Origin of the sequence: Paenibacillus rhizovicinus, assembly GCF_010365285.1 — a bacterium.
In the GTDB taxonomy this organism is placed as follows: Bacteria; Bacillota; Bacilli; order Paenibacillales; family Paenibacillaceae; genus Paenibacillus_Z; species Paenibacillus_Z rhizovicinus.
Window position 1 is genome coordinate 5,534,136 of sequence record NZ_CP048286.1, and the last position, 14,179, is coordinate 5,548,314.

Below are 14,179 nucleotides of genomic sequence, written 5' to 3' on the forward strand. Positions count from 1 at the left end.
CATTCGCTTGTCCGGTCCGCATACCTGCCTTGCCGCCTCCGCATCTGCATACTTTTACCAGCCGCAGGTAAAAATAAGCCAATTCATTAGCCGGGAAGGTGAGCAAAGTGAGTATGGTGAAGCTAAGTGCGTCCGTTGCGGAGACCGAACAGTACTTCAAGCAGCTCTTCGCCGAACAAAGCGACTTTCAAGCGAAACGGCTGGCTATTGGGGAATCAGACTATCGCTTGTTTTATTTCGACACGCTGATCGATTCCGGCGTGGTTCAAGAATTCATCCTTAAACCGCTGATGCTCCATCCGGAGGCCGAGATTCAAGATGTCGTGTCGATTCTTGATAATACGGAAACCGAGCGATTGGAAGAGGCCGTTCAAGCCGTTCTATATGGCAAAACCGTCCTGCAGCTGGACGGAGAAAATAAGCTTTATCTGCTGGGCACGGACCTCAAGAAGGAGCGCTCCATCAATATCCCGATCAACGAGCGGGTTCTCCGCGGCTCGAACGAAGCATTCATCGAGAACTTGGATACGAATCTCAACCTGATGCGGAAGTTGATCAATTCGAAGGAATTCATTATCAAAGACTATACGCTCGGGCGGCTCTCGCAAACGAAGCTCGCCGTCATGTACATCAAGTCCATTGCGGAACCTTCCATTGTCCAGGAGGTGGATAAAAGGCTGCAAAGCATCGACATCGACTATATCGAATCGCCTGGCTTTCTTGATGAGCTGATCCGGGAGAAGAAATACAGCTTATTCCCTCAACTGCTCGTAACGGAACGGCCGGACCGCGCAAGAGCGTATCTCATGGAAGGCAAGGTCGTCGTCGCCGCCTCGGGGTCGCCGGATGCGATCATTCTGCCGGTATCGTTCTGGTCGTTCTTCCAGAGCTCGGAGGATTACCAAATGGGCTGGCTGATGAGCTCTATCTTTCGAATATTGCGTCTTTGCTGTCTCTTTATCGCCCTCGGCCTGCCTGCCTTCTATGTATCGATAAGTTCCTTCAATCCGCATCTGCTGCCGATGAATTTCGTCAATACGCTGCAGAGCTCGTTGAAATACATTACGTTTCCTCCGGCTCTCGAGGCGCTTGCCATGATGCTCCTGCTGGAGATATTGCGGGAAGCGACCGTACGGCTGGCCAGCCCCGTCGGCCAAACGATCGGCGTCGTAGGCGGTATCGTCATCGGGACCGTAGTCGTGCAGTCGAATTTGGTATCCAATACGATGGTGATCATAGCGGCCTTGACCGGTCTGGCCTCCTTTATCATCCCTTCTTATGAAATGAGCAGCGCCATTCGGCTCTTAAGTTATCCGGCGCTTCTCTTATCCGCGATGTTCGGCTTGTTCGGACTTGCCTTCTTCTTCATGATTATTGTCATTCATCTCTGTCAACTGGAGACAATGGGACTGCCTTACTTCAAACCTCCATTCTCCTTGAGCGAAGTGAAGGACACGATGATTCGCGCGCCGGTCTGGAACCAGCGCAAGCGGCCGGAAGGCACGGCGCCCGGCAACCGGACAAGGCTGCGGAACCCAAGGGGATGGAAACGATGAGCAAGGAAGAAGTCATCACCGGCAGACAGCTTTTTACGCTTATTTTCATGTCTCAGATTGGACTTGAGGTTCTATCGCTGCCGCATGTGGAGGCAAGCATTGCCGGGCATGATACGTGGCTGGCCATATTGCTGAGCGGACTGGCTGCGCAAGCCGGCATTATGCTGCTGTGGTGGCTGGGCAGCCGCTATCCGGCGCGGAATTTCTTTGCCTATAGTGCCACGATTGTCGGCAGACCGCTCGGAGCGTTCGTCAATTTGTTGTATGGCTGCTACTATACGCTATCCGGCTATGTGCTGATTATGTTATATATCGATATTCTTAATCGTTGGATCTTTATTCTCACGCCGAGGTGGGTGCTAGTGCTCATGATGGTGATCATTTGCGGCTATGCAGCGACATCGTCGCTGCGCAAGCTTGCGAATATCACGCAGTCCTTCATGATTCTTCCGCTAATCGGTTTTCTGCTCATTGTGTTCAGCGGCGTGTACGGGATAGATGCCAGAAACCTGCTGCCTATTCTGCCGGGCGGATGGAATCCGGTCGTGAAGGGCGCTTACACGGCATTTACCGCCTATGTCGGCTATGATCTGCTGATGTACGCCTACCCCTATGTGCAGACCAAGAGCAAGAAGAGACTGCTTGCCGCGATGACGCTCGCGAACGCCTGCACCATGGTGTATTACGTAGCGGTCTGCCTGATCTGTTCCATGTCGTTCAGCTTGAAGCAGCTCACGCTTATTCCCGAGCCGATCGTGTATGTGCTGAAAAATTACCGGCTTGCGGTCGTTCAAAGCATCGATATCTTGTTTTTGACCTTCTACGTCAGCATCATCGGAAGCACGGTATTCGTGTATTTCTTCATGGCAGCCAAAGCGTTCATGCATCTTCGAGGCCGAGGATTAGGCAACCAAATGATGTGGATCTGGCTTATTGCAGGCGCTTGCTTCATTGGGGGGTTCTTCTTGAAGAAAAGAAGCGCTCTATTAGGGCTCGCGAACATTCAGGATCAACTGTCCATTATAATGGTCGTCGCTCTGCCGGTTATTCTGCTCGTTATTTCCGGGCTGCGAGGCGTGGGGAGGAGTAAATTATGAAGCGGGGGTTGGCCGTTGTGGCCCTTTGTCTGCTACTGTCGCTGACGCTGACGGGATGCTGGGATCAGCTTTCGCTGAAGAAGCAGCTCTTTGTCGATATCGTGGGCGTCGATTATGCCGGCGAGAGCAAGAGACTCGCGGTGAGCTTCGTCATTGCTTCGCTTCGGGAAGCCAATCAAGGCGGAGGCAAACCTTCGAGCTTATACATGAACGCAACAGGCGAAAGTCTCTACGACTCCGCAACTCGAATCAACCAGGATCTGCCCGGGATTCTATCGGTACAGCAAACAAGGCTGTATCTCATATCGCCTCGTTTCGCCAAGGATGAACCGCTGACCGGTTTGAGTGCCTCCGGCCAATTCATATCCAATCCGTTATATGCTTATTTAGCTATGTATGATGGAGACTTGTCCAAGCTGTTATCGAAGAAGAAAGTTCACGATCAGACCATTAACGATTATTTGATTGGCGTATTGGACGATCAGTTGAAACGCGGAAGAATCCCTTCCAATAAAATGCTTCATTACATTCTTGGAGGCGAGGAGCTCGTGAACGACTTCGCCTTGAACCTGTTCGAGCCTAGCGGGGAGGGTGCCCGTCTTGCAGGTACCGCCTTGTTTCGGGACGGGAAGTATACGGGCATCAAATTGGATAACGAGGAAACGCTGCTCGCTTGTCTTCTGAATGGTACCGGGGCCGCAAACCAGCCGCTGAATGGTCAAGTTGAAGGTAAGCCTTATACGGTTCAGGTTCAGCAAGCCAAGCATGACTTCCGATTCGTCTTTAATAAGGAAGGCCTTCGTGAAATAGACCTTTCGCTCAAACTCGGCGTTAAATTGGTCGAAGATGGACATTTCGAGAGGAAACATACGAAACAAACACGCGCGAAGATGGAGAAGGCAATCGAAGCGGATCTCGATTCAATGGCAGCTACTCTGATTGCAAAGCTGCAAAAGGCGAATTGCGATTATTTTCAACTGGGTCACGAGCTGGCGGCTTATCATCCCAAGCTGTATAAAGGGATGAACTGGCGAGTGCAGTATCCGAAGCTCGCGATTAAGCCGAACGTGAAGATTACGATTCTGAATACCGGCGTGCTGGAGTAGCACGCTCGTCGTTCTGTGCACAATTAAGCGGCTTTCGTCCTGGATTCTTTGGACGGAAGCCGCTTTTGTCATGTCTGGAATCGTTCAAATACGATCACGCCTTCCATTTTAGCTATGCCATTAGCTCAGAAAGCCAAATCTTTGTTTAGTGGCAAATCTTCTCTTTCTTCCGCGCGCAGTCCGTCCAAAGCGACCCGAAACCGACCGATGCGCGAGACGTATAGAACGATGAATACGCGAAGGAGGCGAAGCTGGTTGAATTGTCCGGTTTGCGAGAATTCCCGCATGCGGGAAGTAGAGAAGAACGGTATTCTGATCGATGTTTGCCCGAGCTGCAAGGGCGTATGGCTGGATCGCGGCGAGCTGGATAAACTGATGAGCGATGTCCGCGAGGTTCGGAGCGAATACAACGAATGGCATTATCGTGATGCTGACGATGACGATCGTCGCCGCATGAAGGCGAATCCGCCAAGCGGCGGCGGTTATCCCCCGGCTTCTTCAAGCGGACACGGCTACGACAATCGGCATGGCGATGGTTACGGATCCCATAAGAAGAAGAAGAAATCCGTGCTGGATGTATTCGGCGATTTGTTCGATTAATAGCCGGCTGCGAGCAATCCCTCTCTTTGCCTCGTGCAAAGCGGGGGATTTTGCGTTTCATGCGGGCATGGAAAGAAGTATAATAGGCAAGATAAGCACACAATGATGGTTTCAGAAAAGTTAGGAATAGAAGGTGGATTTATGTCTTGGAGCAAATTGAAGCAACAGCTTGAGAGTTTTCTCTGTCCTGCGTTAGCGGGAAGGGTCGAATACCGTGCAACCAGCTACCGTTATTTGCCTGATAAAGCAGGGCATTGTTATATTACGGTCGATAAGAAGAATATCTTCAACATGGCCGATAAAACGACCTTAATCAGATGGTATCAGACAGAGCTGGAAATTAAGAATGATTCGGAAATCGAGCTTCCGATCAGCCAAGAAGAATTAGAAACGGTCAGACAAGAAACCAAGGGGAATGTTCCGGAGGATCGTCTTCATGTCATTGCAAGAAACCGAAAAATAACCGGTTTTGCGAAGGATCTGGTGTCGGCGCAGTCATCCTTGAGCAAATCGAACTTTACCGTCGTGGCGACCAAGTTTCTGTCCAGCTCCATAGAGGAGTGCCTGGAGAGTCCCGATATTCTATTGAATATTCTCGCTTTGGTGGACAGGCGGGTGGGGAAAAAGCGGATTTTGAACATGTCGGAAACGATCAAGTTAAAGCATCCTATCGTGCAGTACTTCTATGAATTACGGCGTCGTACCTGCTGAACGAAGATTTTATGCCGTTTTTATCAATACAGCAATCTAGTTAAAGAGGTTAGCAAGCATGTATTTACGTGGAACACGAGTACAATATGACTCGAAGGCAGCTGGTTAGTGAGCAACATATCCATCATTAAGGCGTATATATGATTATCTTAAAATTAATAGGGGTTTTCTTAATGAGCAGGAAAGAAGACAATAAAGAAACGTGTAGAAGTCAAGATACATTTGATCGAGCATTTGTTGGAAATCCTTTCATAATGATAATCTTAATTGCCCTTGTTGTAGTTGGATCCTACGTCTGCAATCGTTTCTCATAATAAGTAGTACAATGCAGACGAAGGCAACCGGTCATTCAGGATCGGTTGCCTTTTTCAATTTACTGGCAGGATTACTCAACAAATTTCCGAATGAATAGACAAAAATAAACAGTGAACTGGGGATGGGGAGTATGAATTATGATTTTAATCGAGAATGGTTAGTGAACAAGTTTGAGGAGATCCAAAGAAGAATGCTTAATGCCGTCAGCCAACTAAATGATAAACAACTCAATTGGAGACCCAACGAAACAAGCCATAGTATTTCAACGCTTGTTAGGCATATTGAAGGCAATATCAATGAAAGAGTCTTAAAGGGTATCTTACATCAAGATATTCAGAGAAATCGTGAGGAAGAGTTGAAGCATGCCTTTGTAAGGAAGTCCGAATTGGAAGCCATAATTGAAAATGGATACAATTAGAAGCATTTCCGATGAGACACTGGAACAAAAGCAAACGGTAAGGAATCGGGAGAGAACCAACCTCGACATGCTGCATCAATGCGCTGCACATTTATCTGAACACATGGGGCAGGTTTTTTATATTGCAAAGCAGTGTTTGGAAGGAGATTACAAATCTACTTCATTGTAATGCGCGGGCGTATTGCGCTAACGGCAGTGAGCGAGAGGTGATTAGATATTCTTCTGCGTTCAATACGTTAACGAGTACAAAAACGATGCACGGAATAGGGCTGCCGAGTAACTTCGGCAGCCCTTTAACTTGCGATCGGTTATCCGTAACAAAAAGCTGAAAATAACGTCTTACTATTACTTACCAAATTCAAGGAGAAAGAGGCGTGTAGACATGACGCAAAAAAACACCTTTACCCTAGTAATAATGATTTGGCTTACTGTTTTAACAATCTGGGCAGTAAATAAAGTAGTGACTTCTCATGATGATTTTGAGACTGTATCTGTTCAAGGAATACCCGCTCAACCAACGCAAGAGCAGTATTCCACTGTGCAAATTGACAAAGATACTGTATGGGTCTTTGATAATACCAGTGACATGATAAAAATTATCAAGCATGATGCGGATGGTTACCATTTGACTCAAGAAAAAATGTCTGTCCAAGATCATTATTTGAGATGACGCCAGGCTGTCGTGCCTTCGTCATACTAATTCCCGGAGCGGGTCAAGCGGTCATCCGCCTCCCTGAAAAGGAAAAACTTTACATGGGAACAAATGTTCTATATACTCAAATGGAACCATATCTAAAATAAAGGTGGTTGTTCTTTTGAGTGACGAGATTGCTTATCTTAAGAATTTCCTTCAAGTAAGGTTGGTTTCGGATTTCGACAAGGCAAGAACGTATTATCAAGATATTCTAGGCTTTCAAGTTGATGGATGGGGACATACGGAACGCGGTAATAATCTTGGCTTTATACTTCAACAAGCCGTAAAGTCAGAAGACGTTCGCCCTAATCCAAAACCAGATAAACCATCCGAAGACGAGCAAACCATCGGATGGGATTCTTATTTCTATAGCAATTTTGACGGAGTTGGACAGTTGTATAGTGAATTCAAGTCAAAGGGAGCGATCATTGCATACGAACCAAGAATATCACCCATGGGAAATAGTCAATGGAAACATTTTGCTGTTAAGGACCTGGATGGATATGTAATGGTCTTCGGAGGCTCACAATAAACGAAGGAAGCTGGTCAGTGAAAATGGTCAGCTGCCTTCGTTCAGCTAACGGGCCGGTTTCTGATAAAAAAAGACACAAATTTATATTCCATAAAATAACAAAACTTGATACGCTCTTAGCGAGATTCCAAATACAAGGAGGAAATGTTGATGAGTATGGTAAAAGAGATTAATTGTATTTACATCCCTACCACTGATACAAAAGAATCCGCGCAATGGTATGTGCATAATTTGGGTTTGGAGTTAATGAGACCCGTTCATGAAAATCAGGCTCAGCTTCGAATCCCATCGGGACAAGCCATTTTTTTGATTAGAACTCCTGAGCAGACAAATTTAAACTACATTCAGATAGGTGGAACGGAACAATGTGCACTTACCTTGGAGGTAAATGATTTCCAAGGACTTTACAGTCAAATGAAGAATAACGGAGCAAAGGTATCGGAGATTGAAGATAATGAGGGCTGTGGTCTTAATTTCTACGTCTATGACCCGGATGGAAATAAACTCGATATATGGGGTGGCTGGCCCAAGTGATTTTTCATTCAGCTAATGAGGATCCGAAAGAATGAGAAAAATGAACACATTCGTAACATTGAAGTGATGATATGCTTTCCAAGGAGGTGCATGAATGACTCAGATTGCAAGAAAAGGCGTATTAGGAAACAAAAATTCCGATGGATACAAACCTCACCGAATTCCCAATGCATTAAAAGTCATTCACGGACAAACCAATCCTTCTTTGGAGGTAGTTATGATGACAAATGACAGCCAATTGGAAGAAACCATCTCGGAGAGTAAAGTGGAGGACATTGCCGGAATCACGTGTTTATACATTCCGGTAAAAAACGTATACGAGTCTGTTAAATGGTATGAAAAAAACTTAAGATGTGAGCCTACGTCCAACAATCCGGTCGTACCAGGGATGGGAATCTCGATTATGAGGTTTCCTGATCATAATGGACAAATTTCTGAAGCCGGTCTAAGGAGCACGGTACCCGCTTTATTCCTCATTACAGCTAAAGAAGCATCCTACAACGGTGAACGACCAGCTATCGCGTGCTTCACTACACCTCGAATCCAAGAAATGTTTAATCGGTTCAAAGAAAACGGAGTGAATATTGTAACAGAAATTCCGGAAGACAGACCTTGTGGACCTAATTTTAGCTTCTGCGATCCAGATGGCAATTTATTTGAATTATGGCAACCGTAAAAGTGTGATTTTCGGACGGTGATTGCACTAACCAAGAATGACAGTTCAACAGAACACGAAGGCAGATGGTCAGTGAAAATGGTCAGCTGCCTTCGTTCAGCTAACGGTCAGATGGTTGTTCTTGAGCTTCCCGGCAGTCGTCTGAGTTATTATAGGAGGTTATTAAAATGACAGAATCAATTCTAAACAGTGTCTCATTTCTACAAGTTCCAGTTAAGAACTTGGAAGAATCTATGGAGTGGTATATAAGTAAACTCGGGTTCGAGCTGCACTTTAAACGGCCGGATAATAGAATGGCGATCGTTGCGCTCCCTTCGGGACCATCGATCTTTCTGTGCGAAGTGGAATCGCACAAGGGGACGATGTCGGTCGTTATCGGTTTTGAAGCAGAGGATATCGAAAAGTTGCTGTCAGACCTAAAGAGTAAAGAAGTACATATTGGTGAGGTGAGAAATGACAGAGGGAGTATTAGAACCGAATCTGGTGCAACGGAGATTCTAAGTGAAATGGATTTTGACTTTTATGACCCTAGCGGAAATATGTTCGTGGCTCATGGAAAATCAAATTTCGTAGAGTAAACATTCAACATCGATAATCGTGAAGTGAGGAGCGGGTATTTTGCAGGAGTCTAGCAGGAAAGAAATCATATTAACGAACAAAGCGCAACAACCGGGTGGAATGCCATATTCCCAGGCTATCAAGGTCGGCAATACTGTATACGTCGCAGGGCAAGGTCCTTTCGAACCCGATACAGGAATGTGTAATGGTGATACGCTGGAATATCAGGCTAGGCGGACGTTGGAAAACATGAAAGCCATACTGGAGGCGGCGGGTGCAAAAATGAGCGATGTCGTCAAAGTCACAGTTTTTCTCGAGCCAGGAGCTGATTTCGATAAGTTTAACGAGTACTATAAGGAATATTTCTCAGCACCATACCCAGCAAGAGCGATCACTGGTGTCAACCAAGGGTTCTTGGTTCAAATGGACGCGATAGCAGTTATTGGTTCTTAGTAAAATAACAGTTACAAGCCCGCTATTATTCCGTATGCACAGAAAAGTTGAAGCTTCCGGCGCAAAAATCATAGGTGAGATTGTAACTGACGATGATGGACGAAGCTTTCTGAAATTCCAGGACCCATTTGGAAACCTCATCGTAACTCATGAGGAACCGAATATATAACACCTAAGAAGAATGCTACCTATACAATGACTTGGCGGAGGTAGGCAATGGGAACTACGATTCATTATGGTGGCACGGCAAAGAGAGGAAATGAAGGTAACGTATTACGTTACATAGAAGACTACGCGATGAGCAACGAGTGGCAGATTAATAGGATTGAAAATAATTCCATTATGATTTCGCCACACCCAGATTGCGAAACGCTTGCGATAAGCTTTGATGAGAAACATACGTTTCCGGGTTTGTCAAAACCGGTTTCTGTCCCTTTGAAATTCATCAACAAGTTGTAAAGTTGTTTTATCAGATCAAGCCGATGCTAAGGCAGCTTAAGATTGAAGATGAGAGCGGGTACTGGCTCGAGTTTATTGAACAAGCGTCTGGAAATACCGCCAAAGAGCTGACGGAGTTCTCTGAAGTAAGCGAGAAGGATATTGTGCAGCATGAGCTCCTTCAGCTTCCTGTATCTGCATCAGAGATTGATCAACGTTACTGGAACTCAAATCCTAAGTATATGCGACCATTTATGCATATTCCTACAATACGAGACAGAATGGGATACGATTTAATGACCGGACCTTATCTATTGATTGCTGAGGAGATGGGGCAGCTTCTGAGGAACGAAGGCTTCATTGTTGATTCATCAGACTGGCAAAATGATGAGTTTTATTTAATTAACTTGGCAACATGGTGGGCCTGGACACGTTCTTCTGGCATGAAAGCGACAGCGCTGCGGAGAAATAAATGCCAAGCGTTCGGGTGGGCATTAGCGCGAGGCTGCCATGGGTTTCATGGAGGATTTTTGAATCAGACACATCGGCGTGCACATCTGGCCATAGATAACTTAGAGCAAAGGGAAGGAGAAGCAAGCCCGCTGCGTAGTATACAGATTTTATATGGCTTGTTTGCTTACGTGGGTTTAAAATAGCTCGTATTTACGCCAGTGAGGAACGAGTTCGATAGGAGACAAGGGGCAGCCAATCCGAGGGATCGGCTGCTTTTGTTCATTTATCAATCGATTTATTTCGCACGCCATGTTGGGAGGATGCTGTCCTCCGGCGCCGCCGGGCAGGGGGCCGATTGAAGTCAAATCCCCGTACGGTACTTGCGTTCGCTGGAAGAATCCTGCTTCGTGCGGCTCTTGTCCTTCTCGTCTTGCTGCTCGATGGTCTGATCCTCGACCGGAATCGGATCGACGGTGCGCTCGCTGGCGAACTTGTCGAACAGGCTTTCCTTTTCCGTCGGAACGCCCTCAGGATTGTCGCGCTTGCCCTGCTGCTTACGCCGGCGGTCGCCGCTTCTTTCGAATGCATCCATCGCTATCACTCCTCTGGTAGATTGTAGAGCTACTTACCCGGTTTCCCGACGCCTTCAAACCTGCAGCATGGTATATTTCGGGTTTTTGGACGAAAGCGGAAGGAAGAAGAGGTGTATTATGGAAGTTGTCTATTACACATTTAGAGGAGGTCAGTAGATGAGCTTCAATGAACAATTTCAACAGTTTCCCATTATTGAAACTGAACGATTTCTATTAAGGGAGCTTCAACCGGATGATGCGGAAGAGTATTATAACTATTTTTCCGACCATGAGGTAACGAGGTTTTGGGGATATGATAGTCCCAAAGATGTTAAAACAGTGATGAACACCTTCGTACGGTTCAGTAATGCATTCAAAAGAAAAGAAATGATCGTTTGGGGGATATCTTCCAAGACAACCAATAAGATAATCGGTACATGCATCCTAGGTAACTTCGTCAGGGGTTCAATGGCTAACCTCAGTTACAATCTGGCTCGAGAACAATGGAAACAGGGCATCATGGAAGAGTCCTTAAGAGCCGTAATCCCCTTTGGGTTTCATCATTTAGAATTACATCGTATTCAAGCTGCAGTAATGCCTGAGAATATCGCCTCAATACATGTATTGGAAAAAATCGAGTTTAAGAAAGAAGGCCTTTTGAGGGAATACTCGTTTGGCACATTGTTTACGGATACGCTGATGTATTCTCTCTTAGCTGGAGAATTTAAGGGCGCCAGCGTCATTCACCTAGCTGATAAATAGATCGAGGTGTGAGGGATTTGAAAAAATCGGTGCTTATTTTGACAGCACTAGTTATGGTGTCTATGATTTCAGGCTGCTTCGAAAACGACAACAGCAGGGACGAAGAGAAGTCGATAACATCACTGCAGGCAGCTGCAGAAGAACAAGTAGAAGTCCCGCAAACAAACCCAAATAATATAGACGTTACCAAGAAAAAGAATAGGAAGTTTTCCTATCTGGAGCAGCTTCCCCTAGCGAAGCAGGAAGCGTTAATAAGCTATATAGCGGATAAAGACCTGAGTCATTTATACGATTTTACTCCTGAAGAGATGGTACTGGCTTATCTATATGGCATATCGATTGGAGATCCGGATTTTATCTATACGATTACTTATAACGGCGGGAAGCTGCCCGATCCAGATGAATTTCGACAGGATTATTTTAAATATGAAATGAATGATGATGCCGAAACAGCTCTAAAGTATAGATTTTATGATTCTATTAAAGTCGATGATAGTACTGCCAAGGAAAATAATGTGACAGTTCTTATTACGGTAAGTGTAGAATCGTTCACACATTCTTTGGCCTTAGGGTTACAAAAAGAGGATCGGATTTGGAAACTCGATGTCTACCACTTGATGGAATTAAATAAGAATAAAACTACTAATGAAGTACATTAGCGATTACAATCTCAAGGATTATATTGGTGTATATTTGGATAAAACAAATTAGAAAGCGGGGTTTTAGAATTGTTGTTAGAAGCAGATAGAGTTCTTCTAAACCAATATAGAAATCAACCCAAACATCTTCTTGATGCAATAACAGGCTTGACCTCAGAACAGTTGGATTTGTGCCGTGCACCAGGGAAATGGACAATCCGTCAACTTCTTCATCACATTGTTGATTGCGAACTTAACTATTTTCAAAAACATCGCGTTGCGTTCTCCAATACGGGTCACAAGTTCATTTTTGACGATGGCTTTGATCCAGATATCTGGGCTGACTCCATGAAATATTCCGAGCGACCCATCTATGTCGAACTTAAACTATTTGAACTAGTTAGAGAATATATTGTGTATCTTTATGAGACATTGTCTGTCCCGTTAGACAGGGTGGTGACTATTGGAAATGAACAAGTTATCATTCGCGATGAGGTGATTTGGGATCTATCACACGCTAATCATCACATCGACCAGATTCTTGAGACTCGAAGTGTACATTCTTTGTAAAGCGAGTTGAATTGAAACGCCTCTTTGTGAGCGTAGAGTTAAAAATAATCAAACAATCTTGCGCTAAATGGAACGAAAGCTGAATAGGCACGAAGAAACGGCAGCCCTTTGTTTTCAACTCTAATGGATTGCACTTCTCCGCGAAACGGCAGGATACTTCAACCCATTCACGAATGATTAGTATATGGAGACGTTTGCTAATAGAAGCAATATGCAATTCGATACGATGATTTGAATGGAGGGTGAAGGAGTAGAATGAGCTTCTCAAAATTGGAGGACTACCTAAACCGGTTCTATACGGAGAAAAACATTCCTGGCTTAGGAATTGCCGTGTACCACAAGCATGAGCCTGTGTTCGAGCACTATACAGGATTTTCCGATGTGGAAAATCAAATCCATTTCGGACCGGATACGATTTTCCGGCTTTATTCGGCTACCAAGGTCATTACCTGCACGGCACTCTTGCAATTGTTCGAAGCCGGAACGTTCAAGCTCAGCGACCCGCTGTTCGAATATATGCCCGAATACAAGGACATGCTTGTCCGGCATATTCGGGAAGACGGGTCGGAGGAGCTGCGTCCCGCGCAGAACCGCATCACGATCGAACATCTATTCAGCATGACCGCGGGGATTGACCGGCGGGATACCGAGGAGACCGACAGAGTGATCCAAGCATCAGGCGGCGAAGGCCGCACGCTGGATGTCATCAAGGCGCTTGCCAAGGAGCCGTTAATCTTCGAACCGGGCACCCATTTCAAATACGGCGCCTGCCATGATGTGCTGGGCGCATTAATCGAGGTGCTTTCCGGCAAGAAGTTCGGGACGTATTTGAAGGCTAACATTTTTGACAGGATCGGCATGCGGGATACTTCTTTTGTACTGCAGGACGACAATCGTTTCTGCAAGCTGTACAACAACTTCAACGGGAAGACGCATACCGCGGAGAGCATAGGAGAGTCATTCAATCTGCAGCCGGGCCGGGCATATGAGAGCGGCGGGGGCGGACTCTACTCTACAGTGCCAGATTATATCTTGTTTGCCGAGGCGTTGTGCAATTATGGATTGGCGCCGAACGGCGAACGGATCCTGCGGCCGGAGACGGTCAACGAGATGAGGAAACGGCGGTTAAGCCCGGAGGCTCAGCAGGATTTCGCCAAATTCGGAGGCGTGAGCAAAAGCGGGTATTCCTACGCGCTCGGCGTTCGCACGCTCGTGGACAGAGAGGACAACAACGCATTGAGCCAAAATGGCGAGTTCGGTTGGGATGGCGCCCGCGGCTGCTATGTTGTCATCGATCCGGAGGCCGAAGTGACATTGTTCTATGCGCAGCAGGAGGGCGGCTCGCCTTGGTATCGCTGGCACGGCACGATTCGGAACTATGCATATGCCAGCCTCTGGGAAGACTGACGTAACCGGAAACCGGCTGCTCGAGCGCATACCAGACCGATTATCGTATCGATTCTTTACGTGCTGCACCGTGCAGCTCCATTCCTAAA

The 14,179-nt window shown here is 46.1% G+C and carries 18 protein-coding genes and 1 pseudogene; 18 read left to right on the plus strand and 1 reads right to left on the minus strand.

What is annotated here, in order from left to right; genetic code table 11:
- Positions 1-113: 113 nt before the first annotated feature.
- The 14 genes and pseudogenes from GZH47_RS24665 to GZH47_RS24730 all read left to right on the plus strand — a co-directional run bounded on the left by GZH47_RS24665 (position 114) and on the right by GZH47_RS24730 (position 10,344).
- Positions 114-1,556 carry a spore germination protein gene (locus GZH47_RS24665; protein ID WP_162643672.1) on the plus strand — a complete coding sequence of 481 codons (1,443 nt, stop codon included), beginning with the start codon at positions 114-116 and terminating at the stop codon, positions 1,554-1,556.
- The gene (locus tag GZH47_RS24670; RefSeq protein WP_162643673.1) at positions 1,553-2,653 is read left to right on the plus strand and encodes a GerAB/ArcD/ProY family transporter; all 1,101 of its coding nucleotides are present in this window, start codon (positions 1,553-1,555) and stop codon (positions 2,651-2,653) included. The genes GZH47_RS24665 and GZH47_RS24670 overlap by 4 nt, the downstream gene beginning before the upstream one ends.
- A complete protein-coding gene (locus tag GZH47_RS24675; protein ID WP_162643674.1) occupies positions 2,650-3,759 on the plus strand; it encodes a Ger(x)C family spore germination protein in 1,110 nt (369 codons plus the stop codon). Before GZH47_RS24670 ends, GZH47_RS24675 begins: the two co-directional genes overlap by 4 nt.
- Before the next feature lie 255 nt (positions 3,760-4,014).
- A complete protein-coding gene (locus GZH47_RS24680; RefSeq protein ID WP_162643675.1) occupies positions 4,015-4,359 on the plus strand; it encodes a TFIIB-type zinc ribbon-containing protein in 345 nt (114 codons plus the stop codon).
- Between the two features lie 141 nt (positions 4,360-4,500).
- Entirely contained in the window at positions 4,501-5,070 is a 570-nt protein-coding gene (locus GZH47_RS24685) for an SF0329 family protein (RefSeq protein WP_162643676.1), read from the plus strand.
- A 505-nt stretch (positions 5,071-5,575) separates the two neighbouring features.
- Positions 5,576-5,972, plus strand: a pseudogene (locus tag GZH47_RS24690) (DUF1572 family protein).
- A gap of 213 nt (positions 5,973-6,185) precedes the next feature.
- Complete coding sequence (locus tag GZH47_RS24695; protein ID WP_162643677.1) at positions 6,186-6,473, plus strand: hypothetical protein; 288 nt, start codon at positions 6,186-6,188, stop codon at positions 6,471-6,473.
- A gap of 145 nt (positions 6,474-6,618) precedes the next feature.
- Positions 6,619-7,029, plus strand: coding sequence for a VOC family protein (locus GZH47_RS24700; RefSeq protein ID WP_162643678.1), 411 nt, complete (start codon positions 6,619-6,621; stop codon positions 7,027-7,029).
- 150 nt (positions 7,030-7,179) lie between these two features.
- Positions 7,180-7,563, plus strand: a complete 384-nt coding sequence (locus GZH47_RS24705) for a VOC family protein (RefSeq protein ID WP_162643679.1) — start codon at positions 7,180-7,182, stop codon at positions 7,561-7,563.
- Between the two features lie 94 nt (positions 7,564-7,657).
- Positions 7,658-8,239, plus strand: a complete 582-nt coding sequence (locus tag GZH47_RS24710; protein WP_162643680.1) for a VOC family protein — start codon at positions 7,658-7,660, stop codon at positions 8,237-8,239.
- A 167-nt stretch (positions 8,240-8,406) separates the two neighbouring features.
- On the plus strand, positions 8,407-8,817 hold the full coding sequence (locus GZH47_RS24715) for a VOC family protein (protein WP_162643681.1): 411 nt from the start codon (positions 8,407-8,409) through the stop codon (positions 8,815-8,817).
- A 40-nt stretch (positions 8,818-8,857) separates the two neighbouring features.
- Positions 8,858-9,250 carry a RidA family protein gene (locus tag GZH47_RS24720; protein ID WP_225446198.1) on the plus strand — a complete coding sequence of 131 codons (393 nt, stop codon included), beginning with the start codon at positions 8,858-8,860 and terminating at the stop codon, positions 9,248-9,250.
- A 216-nt stretch (positions 9,251-9,466) separates the two neighbouring features.
- The gene (locus tag GZH47_RS24725) at positions 9,467-9,709 is read left to right on the plus strand and encodes a hypothetical protein (protein ID WP_162643682.1); all 243 of its coding nucleotides are present in this window, start codon (positions 9,467-9,469) and stop codon (positions 9,707-9,709) included.
- A 2-nt stretch (positions 9,710-9,711) separates the two neighbouring features.
- Positions 9,712-10,344 carry a hypothetical protein gene (locus tag GZH47_RS24730; RefSeq protein WP_162643683.1) on the plus strand — a complete coding sequence of 211 codons (633 nt, stop codon included), beginning with the start codon at positions 9,712-9,714 and terminating at the stop codon, positions 10,342-10,344.
- A gap of 158 nt (positions 10,345-10,502) precedes the next feature.
- Here the strand turns inward: GZH47_RS24730 and GZH47_RS24735 are convergent, their stop codons facing one another.
- Positions 10,503-10,733 carry a hypothetical protein gene (locus GZH47_RS24735; RefSeq protein WP_162643684.1) on the minus strand — a complete coding sequence of 77 codons (231 nt, stop codon included), beginning with the start codon at positions 10,731-10,733 and terminating at the stop codon, positions 10,503-10,505.
- Between the two features lie 157 nt (positions 10,734-10,890).
- On the opposite strand from GZH47_RS24735, the gene GZH47_RS24740 reads away from it, so the two are divergent.
- The 4 genes from GZH47_RS24740 to GZH47_RS24755 all read left to right on the plus strand — a co-directional run bounded on the left by GZH47_RS24740 (position 10,891) and on the right by GZH47_RS24755 (position 14,090).
- On the plus strand, positions 10,891-11,475 hold the full coding sequence (locus GZH47_RS24740) for a GNAT family N-acetyltransferase (protein WP_162643685.1): 585 nt from the start codon (positions 10,891-10,893) through the stop codon (positions 11,473-11,475).
- 17 nt (positions 11,476-11,492) lie between these two features.
- Positions 11,493-12,134, plus strand: coding sequence for a hypothetical protein (locus tag GZH47_RS24745; RefSeq protein ID WP_162643686.1), 642 nt, complete (start codon positions 11,493-11,495; stop codon positions 12,132-12,134).
- Between the two features lie 69 nt (positions 12,135-12,203).
- Positions 12,204-12,683, plus strand: a complete 480-nt coding sequence (locus GZH47_RS24750) for a DinB family protein (protein WP_162643687.1) — start codon at positions 12,204-12,206, stop codon at positions 12,681-12,683.
- A gap of 255 nt (positions 12,684-12,938) precedes the next feature.
- The gene (locus GZH47_RS24755; protein ID WP_162643688.1) at positions 12,939-14,090 is read left to right on the plus strand and encodes a serine hydrolase domain-containing protein; all 1,152 of its coding nucleotides are present in this window, start codon (positions 12,939-12,941) and stop codon (positions 14,088-14,090) included.
- Positions 14,091-14,179: the final 89 nt, after the last annotated feature.

Coding starts and splice junctions, on each gene's coding strand:
- GZH47_RS24725 (WP_162643682.1), top strand. CDS start 9,467: ATGGGAACTACGATTCATTATGGTGGCACGGCAAAGAGAGGAAATGAA.
- GZH47_RS24715 (WP_162643681.1), top strand. CDS start 8,407: ATGACAGAATCAATTCTAAACAGTGTCTCATTTCTACAAGTTCCAGTT.
- GZH47_RS24710 (WP_162643680.1), top strand. CDS start 7,658: ATGACTCAGATTGCAAGAAAAGGCGTATTAGGAAACAAAAATTCCGAT.
- GZH47_RS24735 (WP_162643684.1), bottom strand. CDS start 10,733: ATGGATGCATTCGAAAGAAGCGGCGACCGCCGGCGTAAGCAGCAGGGC.
- GZH47_RS24670 (WP_162643673.1), top strand. CDS start 1,553: ATGAGCAAGGAAGAAGTCATCACCGGCAGACAGCTTTTTACGCTTATT.
- GZH47_RS24665 (WP_162643672.1), top strand. CDS start 114: ATGGTGAAGCTAAGTGCGTCCGTTGCGGAGACCGAACAGTACTTCAAG.
- GZH47_RS24695 (WP_162643677.1), top strand. CDS start 6,186: ATGACGCAAAAAAACACCTTTACCCTAGTAATAATGATTTGGCTTACT.
- GZH47_RS24705 (WP_162643679.1), top strand. CDS start 7,180: ATGAGTATGGTAAAAGAGATTAATTGTATTTACATCCCTACCACTGAT.
- GZH47_RS24675 (WP_162643674.1), top strand. CDS start 2,650: ATGAAGCGGGGGTTGGCCGTTGTGGCCCTTTGTCTGCTACTGTCGCTG.
- GZH47_RS24755 (WP_162643688.1), top strand. CDS start 12,939: ATGAGCTTCTCAAAATTGGAGGACTACCTAAACCGGTTCTATACGGAG.
- GZH47_RS24685 (WP_162643676.1), top strand. CDS start 4,501: ATGTCTTGGAGCAAATTGAAGCAACAGCTTGAGAGTTTTCTCTGTCCT.
- GZH47_RS24740 (WP_162643685.1), top strand. CDS start 10,891: ATGAGCTTCAATGAACAATTTCAACAGTTTCCCATTATTGAAACTGAA.